22 protein-coding genes and 1 tRNA gene are annotated in these 21,185 nt (G+C 68.2%); 5 read left to right on the top strand and 18 right to left on the bottom strand.

Annotation, left to right across the window (positions count from 1 at the left end):
- Positions 1-91: 91 nt before the first annotated feature.
- Complete coding sequence (locus tag ACI3KT_RS02395; protein WP_404902303.1) at positions 92-1,087, bottom strand: hypothetical protein; 996 nt, start codon at positions 1,085-1,087, stop codon at positions 92-94.
- A gap of 282 nt (positions 1,088-1,369) precedes the next feature.
- Between ACI3KT_RS02395 and ACI3KT_RS02390 the strand changes: the two genes are divergently transcribed.
- A complete protein-coding gene (locus ACI3KT_RS02390) occupies positions 1,370-2,050 on the top strand; it encodes a YqaJ viral recombinase family protein (RefSeq protein WP_292909386.1) in 681 nt (226 codons plus the stop codon).
- Between the two features lie 14 nt (positions 2,051-2,064).
- On the opposite strand, the gene ACI3KT_RS02385 is transcribed toward ACI3KT_RS02390, so the two are convergent.
- From ACI3KT_RS02385 to ACI3KT_RS02360, 6 genes are all read right to left on the bottom strand, one after another.
- The gene (locus ACI3KT_RS02385) at positions 2,065-2,571 is read right to left on the bottom strand and encodes a hypothetical protein (RefSeq protein ID WP_404902300.1); all 507 of its coding nucleotides are present in this window, start codon (positions 2,569-2,571) and stop codon (positions 2,065-2,067) included.
- A complete protein-coding gene (locus tag ACI3KT_RS02380; RefSeq protein WP_404902298.1) occupies positions 2,568-3,194 on the bottom strand; it encodes a hypothetical protein in 627 nt (208 codons plus the stop codon). Before ACI3KT_RS02380 ends, ACI3KT_RS02385 begins: the two co-directional genes overlap by 4 nt.
- The gene (locus ACI3KT_RS02375) at positions 3,191-3,757 is read right to left on the bottom strand and encodes a signal peptidase I (RefSeq protein WP_404902295.1); all 567 of its coding nucleotides are present in this window, start codon (positions 3,755-3,757) and stop codon (positions 3,191-3,193) included. The genes ACI3KT_RS02380 and ACI3KT_RS02375 overlap by 4 nt, the downstream gene beginning before the upstream one ends.
- A gap of 16 nt (positions 3,758-3,773) precedes the next feature.
- Positions 3,774-4,403: a SipW-dependent-type signal peptide-containing protein gene (locus ACI3KT_RS02370; protein WP_292909394.1), complete on the bottom strand. Its 630-nt coding sequence runs from the start codon at positions 4,401-4,403 to the stop codon at positions 3,774-3,776.
- Between the two features lie 7 nt (positions 4,404-4,410).
- Positions 4,411-5,007, bottom strand: coding sequence for a SipW-dependent-type signal peptide-containing protein (locus ACI3KT_RS02365; protein ID WP_292909396.1), 597 nt, complete (start codon positions 5,005-5,007; stop codon positions 4,411-4,413).
- A 196-nt stretch (positions 5,008-5,203) separates the two neighbouring features.
- Positions 5,204-6,073, bottom strand: coding sequence for a LysR family transcriptional regulator ArgP (locus ACI3KT_RS02360; protein WP_404902292.1), 870 nt, complete (start codon positions 6,071-6,073; stop codon positions 5,204-5,206).
- A 71-nt stretch (positions 6,074-6,144) separates the two neighbouring features.
- On the opposite strand from ACI3KT_RS02360, the gene lysE reads away from it, so the two are divergent.
- Positions 6,145-6,798: an L-lysine exporter gene (gene lysE, locus ACI3KT_RS02355; RefSeq protein ID WP_404902290.1), complete on the top strand. Its 654-nt coding sequence runs from the start codon at positions 6,145-6,147 to the stop codon at positions 6,796-6,798.
- Between the two features lie 25 nt (positions 6,799-6,823).
- On the opposite strand, the gene ACI3KT_RS02350 is transcribed toward lysE, so the two are convergent.
- Positions 6,824-7,378, bottom strand: a complete 555-nt coding sequence (locus ACI3KT_RS02350; protein ID WP_292909402.1) for a TetR/AcrR family transcriptional regulator — start codon at positions 7,376-7,378, stop codon at positions 6,824-6,826.
- A gap of 57 nt (positions 7,379-7,435) precedes the next feature.
- Here ACI3KT_RS02350 and ACI3KT_RS02345 point away from each other — a divergent pair, with 57 nt between their 5' ends.
- Entirely contained in the window at positions 7,436-7,906 is a 471-nt protein-coding gene (locus ACI3KT_RS02345) for a DUF1772 domain-containing protein (RefSeq protein WP_404902288.1), read from the top strand.
- 12 nt (positions 7,907-7,918) lie between these two features.
- Here ACI3KT_RS02345 and ACI3KT_RS02340 read toward each other — a convergent pair whose 3' ends face one another.
- From ACI3KT_RS02340 to ACI3KT_RS02305, 8 genes are all read right to left on the bottom strand, one after another.
- Positions 7,919-8,701: an amino acid ABC transporter ATP-binding protein gene (locus ACI3KT_RS02340; RefSeq protein ID WP_307298519.1), complete on the bottom strand. Its 783-nt coding sequence runs from the start codon at positions 8,699-8,701 to the stop codon at positions 7,919-7,921.
- A complete protein-coding gene (locus ACI3KT_RS02335) occupies positions 8,688-9,350 on the bottom strand; it encodes an amino acid ABC transporter permease (protein WP_292909408.1) in 663 nt (220 codons plus the stop codon). The genes ACI3KT_RS02340 and ACI3KT_RS02335 overlap by 14 nt, the downstream gene beginning before the upstream one ends.
- 9 nt (positions 9,351-9,359) lie before the next feature.
- Positions 9,360-10,175 (bottom strand): amino acid ABC transporter substrate-binding protein, encoded by an 816-nt coding sequence (locus tag ACI3KT_RS02330; RefSeq protein ID WP_307298520.1) that lies wholly within the window; start codon positions 10,173-10,175, stop codon positions 9,360-9,362.
- Positions 10,176-10,369: 194 nt separating this feature from the next.
- A complete protein-coding gene (gene rplA, locus ACI3KT_RS02325) occupies positions 10,370-11,059 on the bottom strand; it encodes a 50S ribosomal protein L1 (protein WP_307298521.1) in 690 nt (229 codons plus the stop codon).
- A gap of 11 nt (positions 11,060-11,070) precedes the next feature.
- Entirely contained in the window at positions 11,071-11,502 is a 432-nt protein-coding gene (gene rplK / locus ACI3KT_RS02320; RefSeq protein ID WP_091027467.1) for a 50S ribosomal protein L11, read from the bottom strand.
- A 285-nt stretch (positions 11,503-11,787) separates the two neighbouring features.
- The gene (gene nusG, locus ACI3KT_RS02315; RefSeq protein ID WP_292909413.1) at positions 11,788-12,897 is read right to left on the bottom strand and encodes a transcription termination/antitermination protein NusG; all 1,110 of its coding nucleotides are present in this window, start codon (positions 12,895-12,897) and stop codon (positions 11,788-11,790) included.
- Between the two features lie 40 nt (positions 12,898-12,937).
- Entirely contained in the window at positions 12,938-13,213 is a 276-nt protein-coding gene (gene secE, locus ACI3KT_RS02310; RefSeq protein WP_045256173.1) for a preprotein translocase subunit SecE, read from the bottom strand.
- Positions 13,214-13,253: 40 nt separating this feature from the next.
- Positions 13,254-13,326 (bottom strand) — tRNA-Trp (locus tag ACI3KT_RS02305).
- A gap of 195 nt (positions 13,327-13,521) precedes the next feature.
- Between ACI3KT_RS02305 and ACI3KT_RS02300 the strand changes: the two genes are divergently transcribed.
- Together ACI3KT_RS02300 and ACI3KT_RS02295 are read left to right on the top strand one after the other, a co-directional pair.
- Positions 13,522-15,336 carry an HSP90 family protein gene (locus ACI3KT_RS02300; RefSeq protein WP_292909415.1) on the top strand — a complete coding sequence of 605 codons (1,815 nt, stop codon included), beginning with the start codon at positions 13,522-13,524 and terminating at the stop codon, positions 15,334-15,336.
- 10 nt (positions 15,337-15,346) lie between these two features.
- Positions 15,347-18,142: a tetratricopeptide repeat protein gene (locus ACI3KT_RS02295; RefSeq protein ID WP_404902285.1), complete on the top strand. Its 2,796-nt coding sequence runs from the start codon at positions 15,347-15,349 to the stop codon at positions 18,140-18,142.
- A gap of 171 nt (positions 18,143-18,313) precedes the next feature.
- Here the strand turns inward: ACI3KT_RS02295 and ACI3KT_RS02290 are convergent, their stop codons facing one another.
- Both ACI3KT_RS02290 and ACI3KT_RS02285 read right to left on the bottom strand, forming a co-directional pair.
- Positions 18,314-19,675, bottom strand: a complete 1,362-nt coding sequence (locus ACI3KT_RS02290; RefSeq protein WP_404902283.1) for an NAD-dependent succinate-semialdehyde dehydrogenase — start codon at positions 19,673-19,675, stop codon at positions 18,314-18,316.
- Between the two features lie 12 nt (positions 19,676-19,687).
- The gene (locus tag ACI3KT_RS02285) at positions 19,688-21,154 is read right to left on the bottom strand and encodes an NAD-dependent succinate-semialdehyde dehydrogenase (protein ID WP_404902280.1); all 1,467 of its coding nucleotides are present in this window, start codon (positions 21,152-21,154) and stop codon (positions 19,688-19,690) included.
- Positions 21,155-21,185 lie beyond the last annotated feature (31 nt).

Here is a 21,185-nt window from a genome sequence, read left to right as displayed (position 1 = left end):
GAGTTCACGTGCACTCGCCGACCGCACGGCTTGTTGACGCGAAGAAGCCGTGCAGTCGGCGGCAAGGCGTGCGCTCGGGGACGGACAGTGCTCACGACGCCGGCCGGCGCTCAGGGTGCCGCGATACCGAAGGACGCCAGCCTCGATCCGAGCGCTCGCGCGGTCTGGATGTGCGGCGTCTCCCAGCGTGCGAGGCGCCACTGGGTCGTGCCGCGTATCCAGTCTTCTCGCCGCTTCTCCTCGAGGAGCACCTGCTCCAGCGGCTTCCCGGAGCGCAGAGCGTCATCACGGTACTTCCCTGGCCGTCGAACTCGCCGAACACCCTGATGCACTTCAACCCGAAGTCGACGAAGTACCGCGAGCCGCCAGGTCCGTCGACGGGCACCTGCAGCTCCGGCGACTCGAACCCGAGCCGGAACAGCTGAATCCTGCTGACGCTCTCGCCCGGCAGCTGCGCGCGGCCATCCGCGAAGTCGCTGACCCAGCGAGCCTGCCGGATGCCTCGAGCACCTGGTGCGGCATCGAGACGCTCCTGCATTCCTCCACGCCATGAGGTGACGGCATCCAGATCCCACTCCCATCCGCGCGCGGCCATCTGCCTTTCCGCGGCGTCCGCCACCGCCACGGCTGCCTCCACCGGAACCACGCGGATCAGATCGAACACGGTGCGAGCGAGACTCGTGCATCGGATGCCGTCGATCACGTTCACATCATCCGGGCCCAGCGCCGCCACATGCCGGTGCACATCGGGCGAACTCGAGATGCGATGTGGGGCGTCGGTCGTCATGTGGACCCGGGTCAGCCGCATCCCCCAGAGCGGGAGACGCCACAGCACCGCTGCCGATGAGTGCGACATGACCCCAGGACCGCGGGAGTCGCGCGCCACCGCGATGACGTGCGCGCGGTGCTTCTCCTCTTCCCACAGCGCCTTGCGCTCGTCTGCCGCGATGAACCACCCTCGACGGATCTGATGAAGTGCACCTCCCCGGATGGCATTCGCGATCCTGCGATCCGTCCAGCCGTTCAGGAGGAGGTCCGCCCGTGATCGCACGAGATGTTCGAGTGTCGGAGCCGTCGTTCCGTTCATGCGCCTCATGTTGCGTTCGTCCACGCCCGCACCGTTCGTCACCAGGGCAGAATCACCGAAAGATGTGGAAGATCCGCTGCTCCCCTCGTTTGTGCAGGAGGAGTCCAGGGGTCGGCGCGCTCACCGAGTGCACTGCTTGTCGCCGAACGCACGGGAACCTCGCGTCAGGATTCCGTGCGTTGGGCGAGTGGACGTTATCTCGACGCGTTCCGCGCGGCTGCGGATGCCGCACAGCGGCGTGTACGGGACGGGAGGGTCGGATGCCGGGGTTAGGGTCGAAGGGTGAATCCCGAACTCCAGGCGCGCATCGTGGCGGACTCCCGCGACCGCGTCGCGTGGATGCGTGCGCGCTCGCGCGGGATCACGGCGACCGACGTCGCCGGACTCACCAGCGAGAACTCGATCGCGCGTGCCGCAGACTCCAAACTCGGCGGCGGGCCGCGCTTCGGGGGCAACGCCTACACCGATCACGGGCGTCGCCGTGAGCCCGAGATCGCCGCGTGGGTGGCGGCGACGCATGGGATCCTGCCCTCCTCAGCCCTGTTCCGGGCCGAGGTCGAGCACCGCCACCTGGCCACACCCGATGGAATCGCGGTCGACGCCGACGGGCGCATCCGGCTGGCCGAGATCAAGACGACGAACAAGCCGTTCCGCGGCATCCCTCGCACCTACCTCCGGCAGGTCTGGTGGCAGCAGCACGTGCTCGGCGCCGAGCGCACCCTTTTCGTGTGGGAGGAGCACGTCGACTTCGCTCCCGTGCACGATGAGCCGAAGTGCGTGTGGATCGACCGCGACGACCGTGAGATCGGCAAGCTCGTCGGCCTCGCGACCGCCCTGATCGACGAGCTCTACCGCCGAACCACCGGCCAGGCCGTGCCGACAAGAACGGCGGATGCCGCAACCAGCCGCCGTGAGCAGCTCCGCGAGCGCGACGCGTTCCGGGCCTTGGCGCTCGCGGACTGAGCACGCACCAAACATCAGCTGCACGCTGCGCCGAGGCCCGCCAGGGTCATCGTCAGGGTCTTGGTCTGCGAGGAAGACACCCAGTTCGTCCCCGCCACATTCGTTACCTTGAATGTCGTCGTGCTGCCAAGAAGATTGGTGACCAGACTTTCGAGGAGCGCCTGAGTCAGGGTGACCGAGTGCGTGTACGGGCCCGTTCCTGTCGTCGTGACCCCCGCCACCGTGCTGGTCTTCGTCGAGGAGCTCGCGGTCAAGGTGCTCTTGGGCCCGCTAGCGGGCGCCCACGCAAAGGCGGACACCCATGTGATGGTGACGCTCTGGAACGTCAGGAACAGAGGCGGGGCGTTCGCGACCGTGCACGTCATGTTCGTCGGGCTGGAGAGTGTCGACGCCGTGAACGTCCCGGCCCCGAACTCCGAATCGGCCCACGCGGCGTCCGTCCGCTGCATGCTCGGGGCCGCACCACACCCGATGAGCACCGCGAGAACCGCGAGTGCCGCGATCAGGCGCCGGCGCCTCATGACTCCTCCTCGTCGTGCGGGCGTCGTCGACGCGCGAGGAGGAGCAGGCAGCCGAACAGCAGCAGCACGCTGCCTCCGCCGAGCACCCAGAAGACGACCGGCGGCATCCCTGTCGTCGCGAGCCCCCCGTCCTCGCCGATGACCACCGATTCGCCTGCCCCCGTGGCGTGGACGAGCACATCTGTGCGCCCGCCTTCATCGCCCGCGGCGAGCGCGATCGAGAGCCGGACATGTGCGGTCTCCGTGTCCGCCATCCGGGTGAGCACCACCTCGGCACCGTCGCGCGGCAGACTCCAGTCGGATCTCAGCACGGTCTCACCGCCGGGGCATCCGCTCGCCGCCCAGGGCTGCATGCACAACGACGCGTCGACGACGAGCTCCGCATCTCCTGTCGCGCTCACGCCGATCGTGACCGTGCCGGGATCGGGAGCATCCGCGCTGACGGCGACGTCCCACTGCACGGGCTCGCCCGGAAGCAGCGAGCCCGCGGCATCCCAGTCGGCCACCGACACGAGTCGCAGAATCTGTCCTTGGACGACCTGCGTCGTGGACGCGGCCCATGCCGGCTGCGCCGACAACGCACCGACCGCGACCAGTCCGACCAGCAGGAGCGCGCGCTTCATGGCGCCCCCTTCTCTCGGGGCCAGAACGCCCACACCACCAGTACCGCCGCGGCGATCGTGATGCCGCCCAGCACGAACGGGTTGCCCATGCCGACGATGACCGTGGCGATACCCGCGACCGAGAACAGCACGATCCGCCCGGATGTCACGGTGTACGGCGCGGGATCCTCGACCGCGTTCGCGTCGCCCTTCATCGTGATGACCCGCTCGCCCGGGATCGAGCCGTCGCTGATCGAGGTCACACGGTGCGTGACAGGCAGGTCACCGGCGCGGTCGACGGTGATGACATCGCCGATCTCGATCTCGGAAGCCGGAATCCGCTGCACGACGGCCACGGACCCGGCGGGTATCGTCGGGGACATCGAGCCGGTTTTGAACATGATCAGAGTGATCCCCGCGGTGTAGGCGAGGATCACGAGCACGATGCAGATCACGCCCCCGATAGCCGCGATCCACAGCAGCACGTCGGCGAGAAGCTTCGCGAGCCCGCGACGACGAGGAGCGGATGCCGTCGGCGCCTCCTCGGCGCGCAGTTCCCTCCTCGTCGTCCCGGTCGTCGTCATCGCCTCTGCTCCCGCGCTACGAAGAGGTCGCCACGAACGACCATTTCGCGGTCAGGCTCGTGCCCTGCGCAGCGGTGTTCGCCCCCGTGGGCAGCGTCACCGCGAAGCAGTAGTTGAGCGCCGTGCCGCCGTTGGCAGCGAGAGCGCGAGGCGCAGACGACCCTACGGTCAAAGCGGCGTTCGCCGGCAGGCCGGTGGCATCGCCGCCCGTGAACGTCGTGCTGTCACAGGTCGTCGTGCTGGCCACGGTGCGCACGCCGTACGTGAGGTACTGTCCCAGACCGGCGTTGTTCAGAGGGTCGGCGACGAGCTGCAGCGTGCCAGTGGTGGACGAGGCGATCGTCTTCACACTGAACAGCACGTACACGGTGTCTCCGGGCGTCATCGCCGCAGCGGTCGCGGGCAGCTGGAACGCGAGCGATGCGGGCGCGGCCGCCGTGTTGTGCTCGGCGAACGCACCGCCGTTGACCGACCCGACGATGCCGAAGCGGCTTGCGGTGAACGTGCCCGATCCGAACTCCGAGTCGTTCCATGCAGCGAGGGTCGCCGCCGCCCCCACGCCGAGGACGAGCCCGCCGGCGAGAAGGGCCCGTATCCGCCGGGAGCGCAGCCGCTTCGCGTCTCTCGACTGTCTGCGGGTGTGCATCTCAGCCTCAGTTCGACGTCGCCGCGAACTCCCAGACGCCGGTCGCCGTGCCGCCCTCTGTGAGACCTGCGCCGGCTGTGGCGACGATGCAGATCTTCTGCGCGACGCCGGGGTCGGGATCGACAGGTGCCGCAAGGGTGAACGTGGATCCGGCGGTCGACGCGCTGAGGCTCGTCCCCGAGAGCAGCAGCGTGCCGCCGGTGGCCGAACTGTCGCAGGCCGCGGCCGCGCCGATCGCGTAGATCGCGTACGAGATGTTCGCAGCATTGGCACCTGTGCCGGACTCGAGCGACGTCGTGACGACGGCACCGGTGGTCGTCGCCGCGTCGAGACGCACCCAGAACGGCGCGTACACGACGTCGGTGGGCGAGAGGTTGTCGAAGTCGGTGGAGAAGGTCACATCTGCGGCCGTGCCTGCCGTGTCATGTTCCGCGTACGCGGCGCCGTCGATCGACCCTTCGAGGTTGAACGATCCCGCCGTGAACGTGCCGTTCGCGAACTCCGAGTCGTTCCACACCGCGAGTGTGACCGCCGTACCGATGCCGAGCACGAGCCCGCCCGCGAGAACCGCGAGGACCTTGCGCTGAGTTGCCGTTGTACCCATGTGATTTCCCCCTCAGGAAGTCCGATGATCGAGGCGGAATGCATCTGGGAACGGCCACCCCCTCACGTGACCGGCACCCGCTCTCGTTCCACATCATCACCCACTCGACGTCCACCCACAAGGCCTTGCGCATCACGATTGCATACCCGATATCCCGATATAACTATGACGCGCCTCCCCGTCATCGGCGTCGGTCCTACCGCAGCACCCGCCGCGCCTCGGCGGCGATCTCGGCCGCGACGACGTCGAGCAGGGCCGACCGCAGGTTCCACTGCTGCCAGTACAGCGCGACCTCGAGCGTCGGTCCCCCGAGCGGCACGAGCTCTGCGGAATCCTGCAGCACGGGCACCATCCCCCACCCGAGTCCCAGCTGCACCGCGAGGGCGTAGTCGCGCGAGGCGGGCACGTAGTGCCGCGGAACACCCTGATGCGTCACCCCCATCGACTCGAGCCATTCGTGCTGCAGGGCATCGCGGCGATCGAAGTCGACGAATGGCGCGCGGTGCAGGGCCTCGACGGTGACACCGTCGCGGAACCAGCGATCGACGTAACCCTGCTCCGCCATCGCCCGATACTCGAGCACGCCGAGCGGCGACACCGAGCATCCGGCGACAGGCGTGCCCTCGCTCGTGACCGCCGCCATGACGGCGCCCGATTCCAGCAACCGTGCGGTGAAGTTCTGATCGTCGCGGTGCAGGTCGACGTCGATCGCGTGAGAGGCCGACAGTCGGGCGAGCGGCGCGAGGAACCACGTCGCCATCGAGTCGGCGTTGACCGCGAGCGGGATGCTTGTGCGGGCCCCGTCCGCTTCGAGCCCCAGGCCCGCGAGGGCATCGTGCTCGAGCAGGGCCATCTGCCTGGCGAACCGCACGACGGCCTCTCCCGACTCCGTCAGCTGCGCGGGCTTGGAACGCACGACGAGCACCCGGCCGAGCTGCTCCTCGAGCGCCTTGAGCCGCTGGCTCACCGCGGACGGAGTGATGGCGAGCCGCCTGGACGCCGCATCCAGGGTGCCCTCGTCGGCCACTGCGGCGATGGTCGCGGCGAGTTCTGGATCGATCTTCACATAAGCAATGCTAATGCTGCTGAAGAAATCATCGCTGGTGCTGTTGACTGATCCTTCCTACCGTGGGAGACATGCTCACCGTTCTCGCCGGTCTCGGACTCGGCCTCTCCCTCATCGTCGCGATCGGCGCGCAGAACGTGTTCGTGCTGCGCCAGGGCATCCGCCGAGAGCATGTGCTGGCGGTCGTGACGATCTGCGCCCTGTCTGACGCGGTGCTCATCATCGCCGGCGTCGCCGGTCTCGGCTTCCTCATCTCGGCCGCACCTTGGCTCGTCGTCGTGGCCCGCTGGGCGGGCGCTCTGTTCCTGCTCTCCTACGGCGTCCTCGCCGCTCGCAGAGCGTGGCGAGGCGGAGAGGAGCTCGAGGTGGATGACACGGGCGCCGCGGCATCCGCTCCCGCGGCATCGGCCGCCACCCTCACCCGCACCCGTCTCGCGCCGGTGATCCTGACGACCCTCGCCCTGACCTGGCTGAATCCGCACGTGTACCTCGACACGGTGCTGATGCTCGGATCCATCGCCGCGACGCACGGCTCCGAGAGGTGGCTCTTCGCCGCAGGGGCGGTCGTCGCCAGCATCCTCTGGTTCAGCGCCCTCGGGTTCGGCGCCCGCTACCTCGGCCGCTGGCTGCGCACCGAGCGCTCGTGGCGCATCCTCGACGCGGTCATCGCCGTCGTCATGATCTCCCTCGCTGTGACGCTCGTCGTCCCGGTGCTCGGCGCCTGAACCCCGACCGCCGAAGGCACTCCGATCACCGGAACAAGCGGACGATCTCGTCCATCCGCGCCTCTTCCAGGGCGGGATCGAGACGCTCATGCCGTTCGAGTTCGCTGACGCCGTGAAGCATCGACCACAGCAGTTCCGCACGCACTGTCGCGTCTGCCCCGCCACCGGCACTGCGTCGCATCACCTCGAAGCCGTCCCGCAGCACCTGTGGCGTCTGCTCCGCGGCGAACACGATGCTCGTGAGCGCCGTCGACATCGCCTGGTAGACCGCGGCGTTGCATCGCGCGAACCGAAGGTAGGCGTCGACCACGCGCGGCAGAGCGTCGTCGGATGACGCGGATGACGCCTCCTCGAGATCATCCAGCAATCGCGAGAAGCCGTCGAGCACGACCCGTTCCACCATCTCCTCGCGCCCGCGAGGAAAGTGCTTGTAGAGCACCGGCTGGCTGAATCCGATCACGTCGGCCAGTCGGCGTACGGTCACCGCAGTCCAGCCCTCGTCCTCGGCGATGCGGCGCACCGCCGCGACGATGCGCTCTTCACGTTCGGCGAAATCGGAGGCTTGCGTCCTTCGGCTCATGCAGCTAGGTTAGCAGCGCTAACCATTAGCACTGCTAACTATAGAACGGGACTCATCATGGACATCGTCTTCACCTTCGCAGCCATCCTCGGCATCCTGAGCGTAGCTGTGATCTTCGGCACGGATGTGCTCGCCGCCGCCGTCCTGCGCAGCGCGTACGCCGACGTCGACGACCGCACGCTCGTGCAGTCGGCAGGGCGCGGTCACTACTACGGTGACCGCCGCCTGCCTGCAGCGGGGATCACGGGCGTCGTGATGTCGGTCGCGGCCTGCGTTCTGGCGTTCGCGGGAGGCTCGCCGACGGCGGGCGTCCTCGCCGCCCTCGCCGTCGCCCTGCTGCTGGTCTGGCTCGTGCTCTTCGCCCGCATAGCGAAGCCGATCAACAAGACTCTGACGGACGCCGCCCTGGCGGACGTCGTTCCGGCGAACGCACGAGCGCTGCAGAGACGATGGGAGTCGATCATCGACGTCCGGGCGGTGCTGCAGGGTCTCGCTCTTCTCGCGATGTGCGTGTCGCTCGTGGTCTGATGAGAGCGGGGCTCAGGACCCGTCGAGAGGGCGCAGTATCCGTTTCAGGAACCGTTGCGTCCTCTCTTCGCGCGGAGCCTCGAAGATCCGGTCCGGAGCCCCTTCCTCGACGACGACCCCGCCATCCATGAAGAGCACGTGATCTGCGGCCTCGCGCGCGAAGTTCAGTTCGTGCGTCACGACGACCATGCTCCAGCCCTCGTCCGCGAGTTCCTTGATCACGAGGAGCACTTCGCCGACGAGCTCCGGATCCAGTGCGCTCGTCGGTTCGTCGAACAGCAGCAGATCGGGCTTGAGAGCGAGCGCCCGGACGATGCCCACGCGCTGCTGCTGCCCGCCGGAGAGCTGATGAGGCCGAGCATCCGCCTTGTCGACGAGGCCGACCCGTTCGAGGAGCGCGTGCGCCTCCGCGACCACCTCATCCCTGGGGCGCCGCTGCACCCGCCACGGCCCCTCGATCACGTTCTCGAGCACGGTGAGGTGCGGGAACAGGTTGTGGTGCTGGAACACCATGGCCGAGCGGTCACGCAGGGCGAATCGCTGCTTCTGGGTCACTTTCGCCGAGAAGTCGAGCTCGGGGCCGCCGTCGACGGCGATCACGCCGGCGTCTGGCGTCTCGAGGCCGTTCAGCGAGCGCAGCACGGTGGTCTTGCCCGACCCGCTAGGGCCGATCAGCACGACCACCTCGCCGCGGTGGAGGGTGAGGTCGATCCCTCGCAGCACCTCGTTGCGGTCGAAGCTCTTGTGCAAGGCGGTCGCCGCGAGCAGCGGCGCCGATCCGTCAGTGCGCGACACGGCTGTCGAGCCTCCTCTCGATCAAGCCCTGCCCGGAGGAGAGCACCAGGCAGATGACCCAGTAGACGAGTGCGGCGGTGAGGTACACGACCATCACCTGATATGAGGCGGAGGCGATCTGCTGCGCCACCCGGAACAGCTCGGTCACGAGGATCGTCGAGGCGAGCGAGGTGTCTTTCACGAGCGAGATGAACGTGTTCGACAGGGGCGGCACCGACACCCGTGCGGCCTGCGGAAGGATGATCCGCGTCAACGTGCGGGAACGGTTCATGCCCACCGTGTATGCGGCCTCCCACTGCCCCTTCGGCACCGACAGGATCGATGCGCGCACGATCTCTGCACCGTAGCCGCCGACGTTCAGCGACAGCGCGATGATCGCGCTCGGCCACGGGTCGATCGTGAGACCCACCGCGGGCATGCCGTAGAAGATCACGAACAGCTGCACGAGCAGAGGCGTGCCGCGGATGACGGAGATGTAGAACCTTGCGATTCCCGAGAGCACCGGGTTCACCGAGATCCGCATCAGAGCGATCCCGATCGCGATCACGAGCCCGAGGGCGAAAGAGGCGAGCGTCAGCGGAATAGTGCCCAGCAGCGCCCCCAGAGCGATCGGCCCGAGGGAGTCCAGGAACAGCTGCCAGGCATCCATCCGTCGAATCTACTCGGAGACGTCCTCGCCGAAGTACTTCTCGCTGATCTCGGCGAGCGTGCCGTCGGCCCTGAGCTCCTCGAGAGCGCCGTCGACAGCCTCGACGAGGGCCTTCTTGTCCTTCGTGAACGTGAAGGCCTGCTTGCCCGCGTCGTCGGTCTCGGCAGCGATCTTCAGGCCGGTCGGCCCGTCGGTGGTCTCGTAGTCGAGGAAGGTGAGCTTGTCGTTGATCGTGGCGTCGACGCGGCCCTGGCGGAGCAGCGCAACGGCCTGCGACCATCCTTCGACGGCCTCAACCTTGGCGCCCGACTCGACGGCGAGGTCGTTCCAGTTGCTGGTCAGCGACTGAGCCGAGGTCTTGCCCTCGAGGTCGGCGAATGAGCTGATCGAGTCGTCGTCCTCGTTGACCACGATCACGCCAGGCGAGACCGTGTAGGGCGTGCTGAAGAGGTAGCTCTTCTCGCGCTCGTCGTTGATCGTGACCTGGTTGGCGATCACGTCGAAGCGTCCGGCGTCGAGTCCTGCGAAGATCGCATCCCACTGCGTCTCCTGGAACTCGACCTTCAGGCCCAGCTTGTCACCGACGGCCTGGATGATCTCGACGTCGTAGCCCGTCAGATCGCCGGTCCCGTTGTCGCCGTGGAAGCTGAACGGGCGGTACGTGCCCTCGGTCGCGACGGTGAGCGTGCCGTCTTTCACGAGGCCGAAGTCGGACCCGGACTCGCTCGAAGAGCTGCTCTCGGCGGGGGCGGTGGAGCCGCTGCAGGCGGTGAGCGCCGTTGCGGCGAAGATGAGCGCCGTGACGGCGATGAGACGACGGGACATGTGAACCCTCCTGGGGTGTGGGATGTGCGCGGGTGCTGTGGCGCGCGGAACTCATTCACAGTACGCGGTTCCGGCCATGGGACCGCCCCCGATGACGCCGGGTTTCGCGGATGACGGGGAGAACGTGAAAGGCCCCCGCCGCGGCGGGGGCCTTTCGGTGCGATGCCCTACAGGGTCGCTGGAGTGCCGAAGCGTCAGATGGCGTTGACATCCAGCGGGATGCCGGGGCCGAACGTGGTCGACACGGCGCCCTTCTGGATGTAACGGCCCTTCGAGCTCGACGGCTTGAGGCGGACGATCTCCTCGAGAGCTGCGTCGATGTTCTCGTTCAGCTGCTCGGTGGTGAAGGATGCCTTGCCGACGACGAAGTGCACGTTGGCGTGCTTGTCGACGCGGAACTCGATCTTGCCGCCCTTGATCTCCTCGACGGCCTTGGCCGTGTTGGGGGTCACGGTGCCGGTCTTCGGGTTCGGCATGAGTCCACGCGGACCCAGGACCTTTCCGAGACGACCGACCTGGCCCATGAGCTCCGGGGTGGAGACGGCCGCGTCGAACGCGGTCCAGCCGCCGGCGACCTTCTCGATGAGCTCGGCGCCGCCGACCTCGTCGGCGCCCGCGGCGATCGCAGCCTCGGCCGCGGGGCCGGTGGCGAACACGATGACGCGAGCGGTCTTGCCGGTGCCGTGGGGCAGGATGACGGTGCCGCGCACCATCTGGTCTGCCTTGCGGGGGTCGACGGCGAGCTTCAGCGCGACCTCGACGGTCGAGTCGAACTTCGCCGAGCCGGTCTCCTTCGCCAGGGCGACAGCCTCAGCGGGAGTGTAGAAACGGTCTGCCTCGATCTTCTCGGCGGCAGCCTTGTAAGCCTTGGACTTCGTAGCCATGATTATTCTCCTCAGCCCTCGACCGTGATGCCCATGGAACGGGCGGTGCCGGCGATGATCTTCGAGGCGGCCTCGATGTCGTTCGCGTTCAGGTCGGCCTGCTTGGTCTCGGCGATCTGACGGACCTGGTCCTTGGTGATCTTCGCGACCTTGACGGTGTGCGGGGTCGCGGAGCCCTTGGGGACGCCTGCGGCCTTCTTGATGAGCTCCGCCGCCGGCGGGGTCTTCAGGACGAACGTGAAGCTGCGGTCCTCGTAGACGGTGATCTCGACGGGGATGACGTTGCCGCGCTGCGACTCGGTCGCGGCGTTGTACGCCTTGCAGAACTCCATGATGTTGACGCCGTGCTGACCGAGCGCAGGGCCGATCGGGGGCGCCGGGTTGGCTGCACCGGCGTTGATCTGAAGCTTGATCAGGCCGGTCACCTTCTTCTTGGGTGCCATTTCCTCTTCCTTTCATCGAACAGATGCCGATTGCATCCGCTCTCCCGCGGGCCCGGCTTCTCCGGACCGCGGTCGTCCGCGCACGCCGAGGGCGCGCACAAACCAGACAAGTCTACCTGATCCTGCATCCTTCGCTCGATCTGCCGCCCGCGCGCGACCACTTGCACGATTCGGGCACAGTTGCACGACCGAGCCGGAAGGGTCGTGCAGGTGATCCCGGAGGGCGCGCCGCATACGCGAGGACGGCCGCCCCCGGAGGCGCGGCCGTCCTCGTGAGACGTGATGTCAGATCATCTTGGTGACCTGGTCGAACGACAGCTCGACCGGGGTCTCGCGCTCGAAGAGCGAGACGAGGACCGTGAGCTTGCCGCTCTCGGGCTTGATCTCACTGATCGAGCCGGGAAGGCCTGCGAACGAGCCCTCCTTGATCGTGATGGTCTCGCCGATCTCGAAGTCGACCTCGGCGGGCAGCGGGCGGGCGACGGCGACGCCGCCCTTGGCTGCGATGTTCTTGGCGGTCGGGACGTCCTTGACCTCGACGAGCGCCTTCAGCATGTTGAAGGCCTCTTCGAAACGCAGCGGCGTCGGGTTGTGAGCGTTGCCCACGAAGCCGGTGACACCGGGCGTGTGACGCACGACAGACCAGGTGTCTTCGTTGAGCTCCATGCGCACCAGCACGTAGCCGGGGATGCGCACGCGGTTGACCATCTTGCGCTGGCCGTTCTTGATCTCGACGACGTCCTCCATCGGGACCTCGATCTGGTAGATCTCGTCCTCGACCTCGAGCGTCGACTTGCGCTGCTCGATGTTCGCCTTCACCTTGCGCTCGAAGCCGGCGTACGAGTGGATGACGTACCACTTGCCCGGCAGCATGCGCAGATCGGCGCGGAAGGCCTCGTAGGGATCTTCCTCGGCGTCGTCGTCGGGCTCAGCGGCGTCTGCGGCGTCGACAGAGGCCTCGACCTCGTCGACCACGTCGGCCGCCGCAGCGATCTCCGCGACCTCGGCAGGATCGAGCACGGGCTCGTCCTCGTCGCCGTTCACGTCGGGGCCGTCGTAGGGGGCGACCTGCGAAGCGGCAGCCGCCTCGAAGTCTGCCGCTTCCTCGGCCACAGAATCATTGAGGACTTCAGCGGCAGCCTCAGACTCAGCCGCTTCGTCCAGGTTGAGAGCGTCGTTCACGATCGCGTCCGCCTCCGGGTCGTCGATGTCGATGTCGTCGTCTGCGCCATCCTCGTCGGCATCCTCATCCTCGATGTGGATCGCGACGTGCTCTGCCGAGGTGACCGAGAACTCCTCTGCGGCGAGCACGTTGCCCTCCTGGGCCTCGTCCTCCTCGCTGGACTGCTCTGCAGCGGTCGCCCAGTCGGCGTCGTCGGAATAGCGTTCAGACACGTTTTTCTTCTCCATGTGTGCGGCCGGGGCCGCGGTGGCATCAGGTGCCCGGAACCCCGAACACCACGTGCGTCAGCCACGCGAACAGGGTGTCAAGTCCGTAGACGATGCCCATCACGATCAGGACGAAGACGAGGACCACCGCGGTGAACTTGATCAGCTCCTTGCGGGTCGGAGTGACGACCTTGCGAAGCTCAGCGATGACCTGGCGGAGGAACAGTGCGATGCCTCCGAAGAACCGGGCGAAGAAGTTGCGCTTCTTCTCTCGGGTGGCACCGGTCGCGACGACCTCGCCACGCGGTTCTTCCTGATCCATCCTGAATGTACCTTTCGTGTGCCAGCGATGCGCTGACGCGCAGGGCGGACAGGAATCGAACCTGCAACCTGCGGTTTTGGAGACCGCTGCTCTGCCAATTGAGCTACCGCCCTAGAGGCCAGATGACCTCGGGTTGGTCGTCTGCTCCCGTTCCCCGAACCCGGATCTGTCGAACCGGGGCACAGCGAAAGATTGCAGACAACAACTGCTCCACCAGCATACGGCATCTGCGGGACGCTCTCGAACCAGGGGATCGAAATGCGCAGTTGTTAGGCTCGGGGGCGGGCGAAAGCCGGGAGGGAGCGCACGTGAGCGCTGAGGTGCAGCAGTTCCAGGTCGACCTGCGCGGCGTGGTCGACCTGCTCAGCCGGCACATCTACTCGAGTCCGCGGGTATACCTGCGCGAGCTCCTGCAGAATGCCCGCGACGCCATCACGGCGAGACGCGAGGTCGACGGCGCCGGTGGCCGGATCACGATCACCCCTCTCAGCGACGCCTCAGGCGAGTTCGTGCTGCGCGATGACGGCGTCGGCCTGACCGCCGCAGAGGTCGCCGACCTGCTCGCCACGGTCGGGCGGTCGTCGAAACGAGACATCTTCGACATGCCGCGCAGCGACTACCTCGGACAGTTCGGCATCGGCCTGCTCAGCTGCTTCATGGTCGCCGACACGATCGTCATCCGCTCCCGCAGCGCCCGCGGCGGTGCTGCGGTGGAGTGGACAGGCAGTGCCGACGGCACGTTCCAGGTGGTCGAGCTCGACGAGGAGCTGCCGATCGGCACCAGCGTGCACCTCGTGCCGCGTTTCGATGCCGACGACCTGCTGCGCCCCGCCGCCGTGCGCGAGCTCGCCACGACGTTCGGCGAGTTCCTGCCCGTGAGTGTGACGATCGACGCGCCGGGCGGCGCGGTCGACGTCACTCACCCCGCACCGTTCCTCGGAGCCGACCCCGACGAGGTCGCACAGTACGGACGCGAACTGCTCGGGGCCGGCCCGCTCGATGTGATCGAGCTGTCTGAGCCGGCCACGGGAACACGCGGAGTCGCCTATGTGCTGCCCTTCGCTCCCCCGCCCGGCGCCCGTCAGGCCACGCGCATGTATCTGGGGCGCATGCTGCTCTCGGAGCGCGTCGACGACGTGCTGCCGGAGTGGGCGTTCTTCGTTCGCGCCGTGATCGACTCGACGGGTCTCGCACCGACGGCGAGCCGCGAATCGCTGGTGGAGGACGCAGCGCTCGAGCGCGTCCGCGAGCAGCTGGGAGCCGGCATCCGGCGCTGGGTGCTCGAGCTCGGTCTCACCGAGCCCCACCGGCTCGCGCAGTTCGTCGCGATCCACGAGGTGGGCTTGAAATCGCTCGTTCGGCATGACGAGGAGCTCGCGCGGTTCATCACGCGCTGGCTGACCCTCGAGACCACGCACGGGACGATGCGGGTCGGCGAGCTCGTCGAACGCTATCCGCACGTGCGCTTCGCCGCGACCGTCGACGAGTTCCGTCAGGTCGCCGGCATCTCCCCGGCATCCGAGATCCTGGTCAACGGCGGCTATCTCTACGACGCCGACCTCATCCGCATGCTGCCCGAACTCCATCCCGAGGTGACGGTCGAACAGGTCGACGTCACGGGAGAGCTCGACCGGCTCGATCCCCCGCCGCTCGACGACCGCGACGCCGCGGTGGCGCTCGAATCCCGCGCCGGCGACGTGCTCGCGGCATCGGGCTGCACGGTGGTCGTCCGCTCGATCGATCGCCCCGACCTCGCGGGTCTCTATGTGGCCGATCCCGAAGTGCTGCGCACGATCGACCGGCGCCGTACCCGGGGTGTGACCGGCTCGCTATGGGGCGGCGTGCTCGATCGCATCGACAGCTCCCTGTCCGCAGCGCGAGACGACGATCTCCGTGCGCGGCTCTGCCTGAACTGGTCGAACAGAGTCGTGCGCGCACTCGTGCGCGTCCAGGACGACGCCGTCTTCGCGCGGACGGTGCAGTTGCTCTACATCCAGTCGCTGCTCGCGGGACATCACCCGCTGAGCGACGCCGATCGTGCGCTGATGACCAGCGCGCTCACCGACCTCGTCTCGCTCTCCGCCGGCATCGAAGGGGACGCCGTTCCCTTCGACACACTCTGAAAGGCCCGTGATGGCACGACCGAAGAAGCGCTTCCCGCAGCTGCTCGAAGAGATCGATCGCACCCCGTGGGGCCCCGCGGAGCAGGCGCTCGTCGCCGAGGCCGTCGCCTTGGCGCTCGAGATCGGCGACGAGCAGCTCGAGTACCAGGCGCGCATGCGCCAGACCGCCTCGGCCAACATGGGCGGCGCGACAGACGTGATGCTGAACTCGTTCGCGTGGTGCCTCGCGCATCACGACGCCGACCCGCAGCGCTTTCCCGCCGACCTCGACAACGGCGGCGCCGATCTGATGTGGCAGTTCAAGTGGATGGCCTCGGCCCTGCGCTCCTCTCCCGCGTTCTCGGGTGAGCAGATCTCGGCGGTCCTCGACGATATGGAGTCGCACTACCGGGCGGCGGGGCTCGGACTCAGCGGCGTGCTCACGGCGCGCTTCGAGGACGCCTGGGATGCCGGACGCATCGACGACGCCGAAGCGCTGCGTGTGCAGCTGGAGGCCACCCCTCGCGACGAGCACAGTCACTGCGACGCGTGCGGCCGCAGTCAGTTCGCGGGATTCTTCGCGGACACCGACCGGGATGCCGACGCCATCCGTCTCGTCGAGGAGATGATCGAGGGCGGCTTCTCCTGCGGTGAAGAGCCGGAGCACGCCCTCTCCCGCGTGCTGCTGCCGTATCTGCGGGCCGGACGCTTCGATGAGGCGAAGAGCGCCCACCTGCGCAGCTACCGACTCGCCAAGGACAATCCCGACAATCTGCGCATCGTCGCGAACAACATCGTGTTCACCGCGCTGACCGGCAACGAGGCGCGCGCGCTCGCCCTCATCGAGCGCCACATCTCCTGGCTCGCCCACGACGGTCTCAACGTCGACGCGCATTTCGCGGCGTTGTCCGCTTTCGCGGTCGCCCTCGACCGCGTGACGGCCACTGGGCACGGCAGCACCCCGGTGCGTGGTGCCGATGCCGCCGACCTGGTGTCTCTGTTCGGCGAGCATGACGGGCCGTGGAGCGCCGAGGACCTCGCCGGCGCGTGCTGGGATGCCGCCGAACGCATCGGCGCGGCCTTCGACGAGCGCGACGGGACCTCCGGCCATGCCCGATCGCTCGAGCGCATGCGCGCTCTGGCGTCGGAGCAGTACGACGTGCCGATCCGCTCCGACGCGTTCGTGGCCGCGCCGGCGGCATCCGTGCCGCTCGACGCCGACGGCTGGTTCCAGCGGGCGAGCGATCTGGCGCAGTACGGCGCGGAGAAGGAGACTCTCGCGGCCCTCCCCCGCGCCCTCGAGGTCGACGATCCGGCGAAGCGGGCGCAACTGCAGTCCATGCGCATCGGCATCCTCGTCGCCCTGGACCGTGCCGAGGAGGCTGCGGAGCTGCTGTCGGCTCGCATCGGAGCGCTCCGCGAGGCCGGGCTCGAGGCCCAGGCCGACCTCGAGTCGCGACTGGGTCTGGCCACTTTCGGGCTGAACACACCGGAGGCGGCGGAGATGCTCGAACAGGAGCTCACGGCATCCGACTCCCTGCCCGCGTGGTCTCGCGGCGATCTCGCCCTCAGCCGCGCCTCTCTGCACCTCATGGCCGACGAGCCGGGTGCGGCGCTGGATCTCGTCGAGCACGCCGCTCGGCACTTCACGGAGGCCGCCGACGCGCGCCTCGTGAACACCACGACCCTCGTCGCGCTGTCCTCACTGCTCAGCGCAGGCGACGTCGATGCGGCATCCGCTCTGCTCGACCGCTTCATCGAGCAGGACGACCTCAGCACGGGCCACCGCGCCCGGGCTCTCTCCATGCGCGCACGAGTGCGCGGAGGCGGCGATCGATTCGCCGAAGGTGCGACCGACGCCGACGAAGCCTGCCGCCTGCTAGCCGGGCTCGGCGCCACGTCGGCCCTCGCCTCGACGCATCTGCTCGCCGGTGCGCTCTGGGAGGACGCGGGCGATCCCGAGCAGGCCGTGGCCCGCTACCGCGTGGCCGCGCGGTTCGCGGAGCAGGACGGCGATGACGCCACGGCGGTGAACTTCCGTCTCGCTCGAGGCATGCTGGCTGCAGGCGACGCCGAGGAGGCCGCGGAGCTGTTCGGCACGGTGCTCGATCAGGAGGAGCAGTCGGAGGTACCCGCGGGTTCCCGCGCCATGACCGCCTCGATGCTCGCTCGGGCGCTGACCGCGTCGGGCGAGTTCGGGCAGGCGGTGGGCGCCTACGGCTACGCGGCCGAGCTCTTCGGGGAGGCCGAGCAGCACGCCGATCACGCGCTGGCGCTGCTCGAGCGTGCGAAGATCCTCGCCCGGTTCGACGAGCACGAGGACGCGATCGAGATGCTCGAGTCCGCCGCTGACGCCGTACGCAAGGACCCTGAAGCCGTCGGCACTCTCGCAGACGTGCTGCACAACCTCGGCCAGGCCTATGGCGGGCAGGGCGACGAACGCGCCTTCGCCCTGTTCGACGAGGTCGCCGCTCTCGCCCAGCAGCACGACGCCGGCTGGTTGCTCGCCGACGTCACCGACTCACGCGGACGTGCACTGGGCGCACTCGGTCGTATCGACGAGGCGGTCGCTGCGGCGCTCACCGCGGCCGACGGCTTCTCCGCTCTCGGCGACGAGGGATCCGCGGGGGGTTCCGAGCTGTACGCCGCGAGGCTCCTCAGCGGCAGCGAGCGCGAAGCCGACGCAGTGCCCGTGTACCGCGCGGCGCTCGATCGGGCGGCGCAGTTCCCGCCGCTGCGCGAGGTCGCCGCGCTCGAGCTCGGCACCGTCCTTGAGTCTCTCGGCCGCCACGGCGAAGCGGCAGAGGTGCGCGCCCTGCTCGACTGAGCCAGCATGCCTCGTTACGATCCGGGGGGCGACACGCCAGATCGGGGGACGAAACGTGGAATTCGTCCCCCGATCTGGCGTGTCGGCCCCGGAAGTGGTGTGTCGGGATCGTCCCAGAACAGGAAGGAGGGGACGGATGCCGCGGCATCCGTCCCCTCCTTCCGTACGCGATCAGGCGACGCGGATCAGCTTCTTGTTGACGAACTCGTCTGCGGCCAGCAGCCCCATCTCACGTGAGGTGCCGCTGCGCTTGACACCCCCGAAGGGCAGTTCGGGGCTGTCGGCGAGCACCACGTTGACGTAGACCATGCCCGCGTCGATGTTGTTCGCGACGCGCTCTGCCTGATCGGCGTCGGTCGTGAACACATAGGAGCCGAGACCGAACGAAGTGTCGTTGGCGATCGCCACGGCCTCGTCCTCGCCCTCGGCGCGGTAGACGACCGCCGCGGGGCCGAAGAGCTCCTCGCGGTACACGTCCATGTCTGCCGTGACGTCGGCGAGCACGGTCGGGGCGAAGAACGCCCCCTCCCGAGTGCCACCGGTCAGCAGCGTCGCGCCCTGCGACACCGCGGTGTCGATCTGCTTCTGCAGATTCTCCGCTGCGGCCAGCGAGGAGAGCGGGCCGAGCACCGTGTCCTCCTGCGTCGGGTCGGTCGCCGTCACGGCGGCGAGAGACGCGGTGAACTTCTCCACGAAGGCGTCGTACAGCTCGTCGGCGATGATGAAGCGCTTCGCACCGTTGCACGACTGGCCGTTGTTGTCCAGACGCGCGTCGACGGCCGCCTGCACCGTCGCCTCGAGATCGTCGGTGGACAGCAGGATGAACGGGTCGGATCCGCCGAGCTCGAGCGCGACCTTCTTCAGGTTGCGTCCGGCCACCTCGGCGACGGCGGCGCCCGCGCGCTCCGAACCGGTCACCGACACGCCCTGCACGCGCGGGTCGGCGATGATCGTCGCGGACTGCTCGTTCGTGGCGTACACGTTGACGTAACCGCCGTCGGGCAACCCCGCGTCGCGGTAGATCTCCTCGAGCAGCGCCGCCGACTCGGGGCACTGCGGAGCGTGCTTGAGGATGATCGTGTTGCCGAGAACCAGGTTGGGACCGGTGAAGCGCGCGACCTGGTACGCGGGGAAGTTCCACGGCATGATGCCGAACAGCACGCCGAGGGGTGCGCGACGGATCACGGCGGTGCCCTCCCCCAGGATGTCGATCGGCTGGTCGGCGTTGATCTTCTCGGCGTTGTCGGCGTAGAACTCGATGATGTCGGCTGCGAAGTCGACCTCGCCGACGGCGGCGGCCAGCGGCTTGCCCATCTCGCGCACGATGATCGCTGCGAACTCGTCGCGGCGGGCGCGGTGGCCCTCGGCGATCCGGCGGATCACGGCCGCCCGCTCGGCCACGGGAGTGCTTCCCCAGACGGATGCCGCGGCGTGTGCGCGCGCGATGGCGTCGTCGATCTGCGCGTCCGTGAAGGTGTCGTAGGTGGCCACGGTCTCGCCGGTGGCGGGGTTGATGACTGCGTAGTCGGTCATTTCTTCGTCCTCTCAGCTGACCGGGATCAGCGTGTACTTGGTGGACAGGTACTCGTGGATGCCCTCGAGACCGCCCTCGCGCCCCACGCCGGACTGCTTGACGCCGCCGAAGGGGGCCGCTGCGTTCGACACGACGCCCACGTTGAGACCCATCATGCCGGTCTCGAGCTTGTCGATCATCCGCTGTCCGCGCTGCAGGTTCTCGGTGAACACGTACGACACCAGTCCGTACTCGGTGTCGTTGGCGAGGCGCACGGCCTCATCCTCGTCCTCGAACGTCGCGATCGCGAGCACGGGGCCGAAGATCTCCTCGCGGAGGATGGCGGAGCCTGCGACGACGTCGGTGAGCACGGTCGGCTCGTAGAACGTGCCCGTGCCCTCGAGGGCCTTGCCACCCGCGAGCAGAGTGGCGCCGCGGTCGACGGCGTCGCCGACGAGCTCGGCAGCCTTGGCGACGGCATCCGCATCGATGAGCGGGCCGATCGCGACGCCGTCCTCGGTGCCGCGGCCGATCTTCATCGCGTTGACGCGCTCGGTGACCTTGCGCCCGAACTCGGCCGCGATGTCCTTGTGCACGATGAAGCGGTTGGCCGCCGTGCAGGCCTGGCCGATGTTGCGGAACTTGGCGGCGAGCGCGCCCTCGACAGCCTTGTCGAGATCGGCGTCCTCGAACACGACGAACGGCGCGTTGCCGCCCAGCTCCATCGACACGCGCAGCACGCCCTCGGCGGCCTGCGCGATGAGCTTGCGGCCGACCTCGGTGGAACCCGTGAACGAGAGCTTGCGCAGACGGGGGTCGGCGATGATCGGAGCAGACAGCGCGCTCGAGCGCGAGGTCTGCACGACGTTCACGACGCCCGCCGGAAGACCGGCCTTCTCCAGCAGCGAGGTGAAGAACATCGTGGTCAGGGGCGTGAGCGCCGGGGGCTTGATCACGACCGTGCAGCCGGCGGCGAGAGCCGGGGCGATCTTGCGCGTGGCCATCGCGAACGGGAAGTTCCACGGCGTCACGAAGAACGACGGACCCACGGGGCGCTGCGACACGACCATGTGGCCGGTGCCCTCGGGGTTCAAGCCGTAGCGACCGGCGATGCGCACGGCCTCCTCGCTGAACCATCGCAGGAACTCGCCGCCGTAGCCGACCTCGCCGCGTGCTTCGGCGAGCGGCTTGCCCATCTCGAGGGTCATCAGCAGCGCGATGTCCTCCTTGTGCTCCTGCACGAGGTCGAAGGCACGGCGGAGGATGTCGCTGCGCGTCCGCGGCGCAGTGGCCGCCCACGACTCCTGTGTCGCGACAGCGGCGTCGAGGGCGCGGATGCCGTCGGCCGGGGTGGCATCGGCGATCGTGCGGATGACCGCTCCGGTCGACGGGTCCTGCACGTCGAAGGTCGCGCCGGTCTCGCCGTCGACCCACTCGCCGCCGATGAAGAGGCCGGTGGGGATGCTGTCGAGCAGAGCCTGCTCTGTCTGAGTGCTCATGGGTTCTCTTTCTGTGAGTGCGTGCGGGGGG

Origin of the sequence: Microbacterium sp. ZW T6_19 (genome assembly GCF_044987465.1) — a bacterium.
Lineage (GTDB): Bacteria > Actinomycetota > Actinomycetes > Actinomycetales > Microbacteriaceae > Microbacterium > Microbacterium natoriense_A.
Note: the sequence above shows the minus strand (reverse complement) of the source record. Positions and strands in the feature narration are given on the sequence as shown.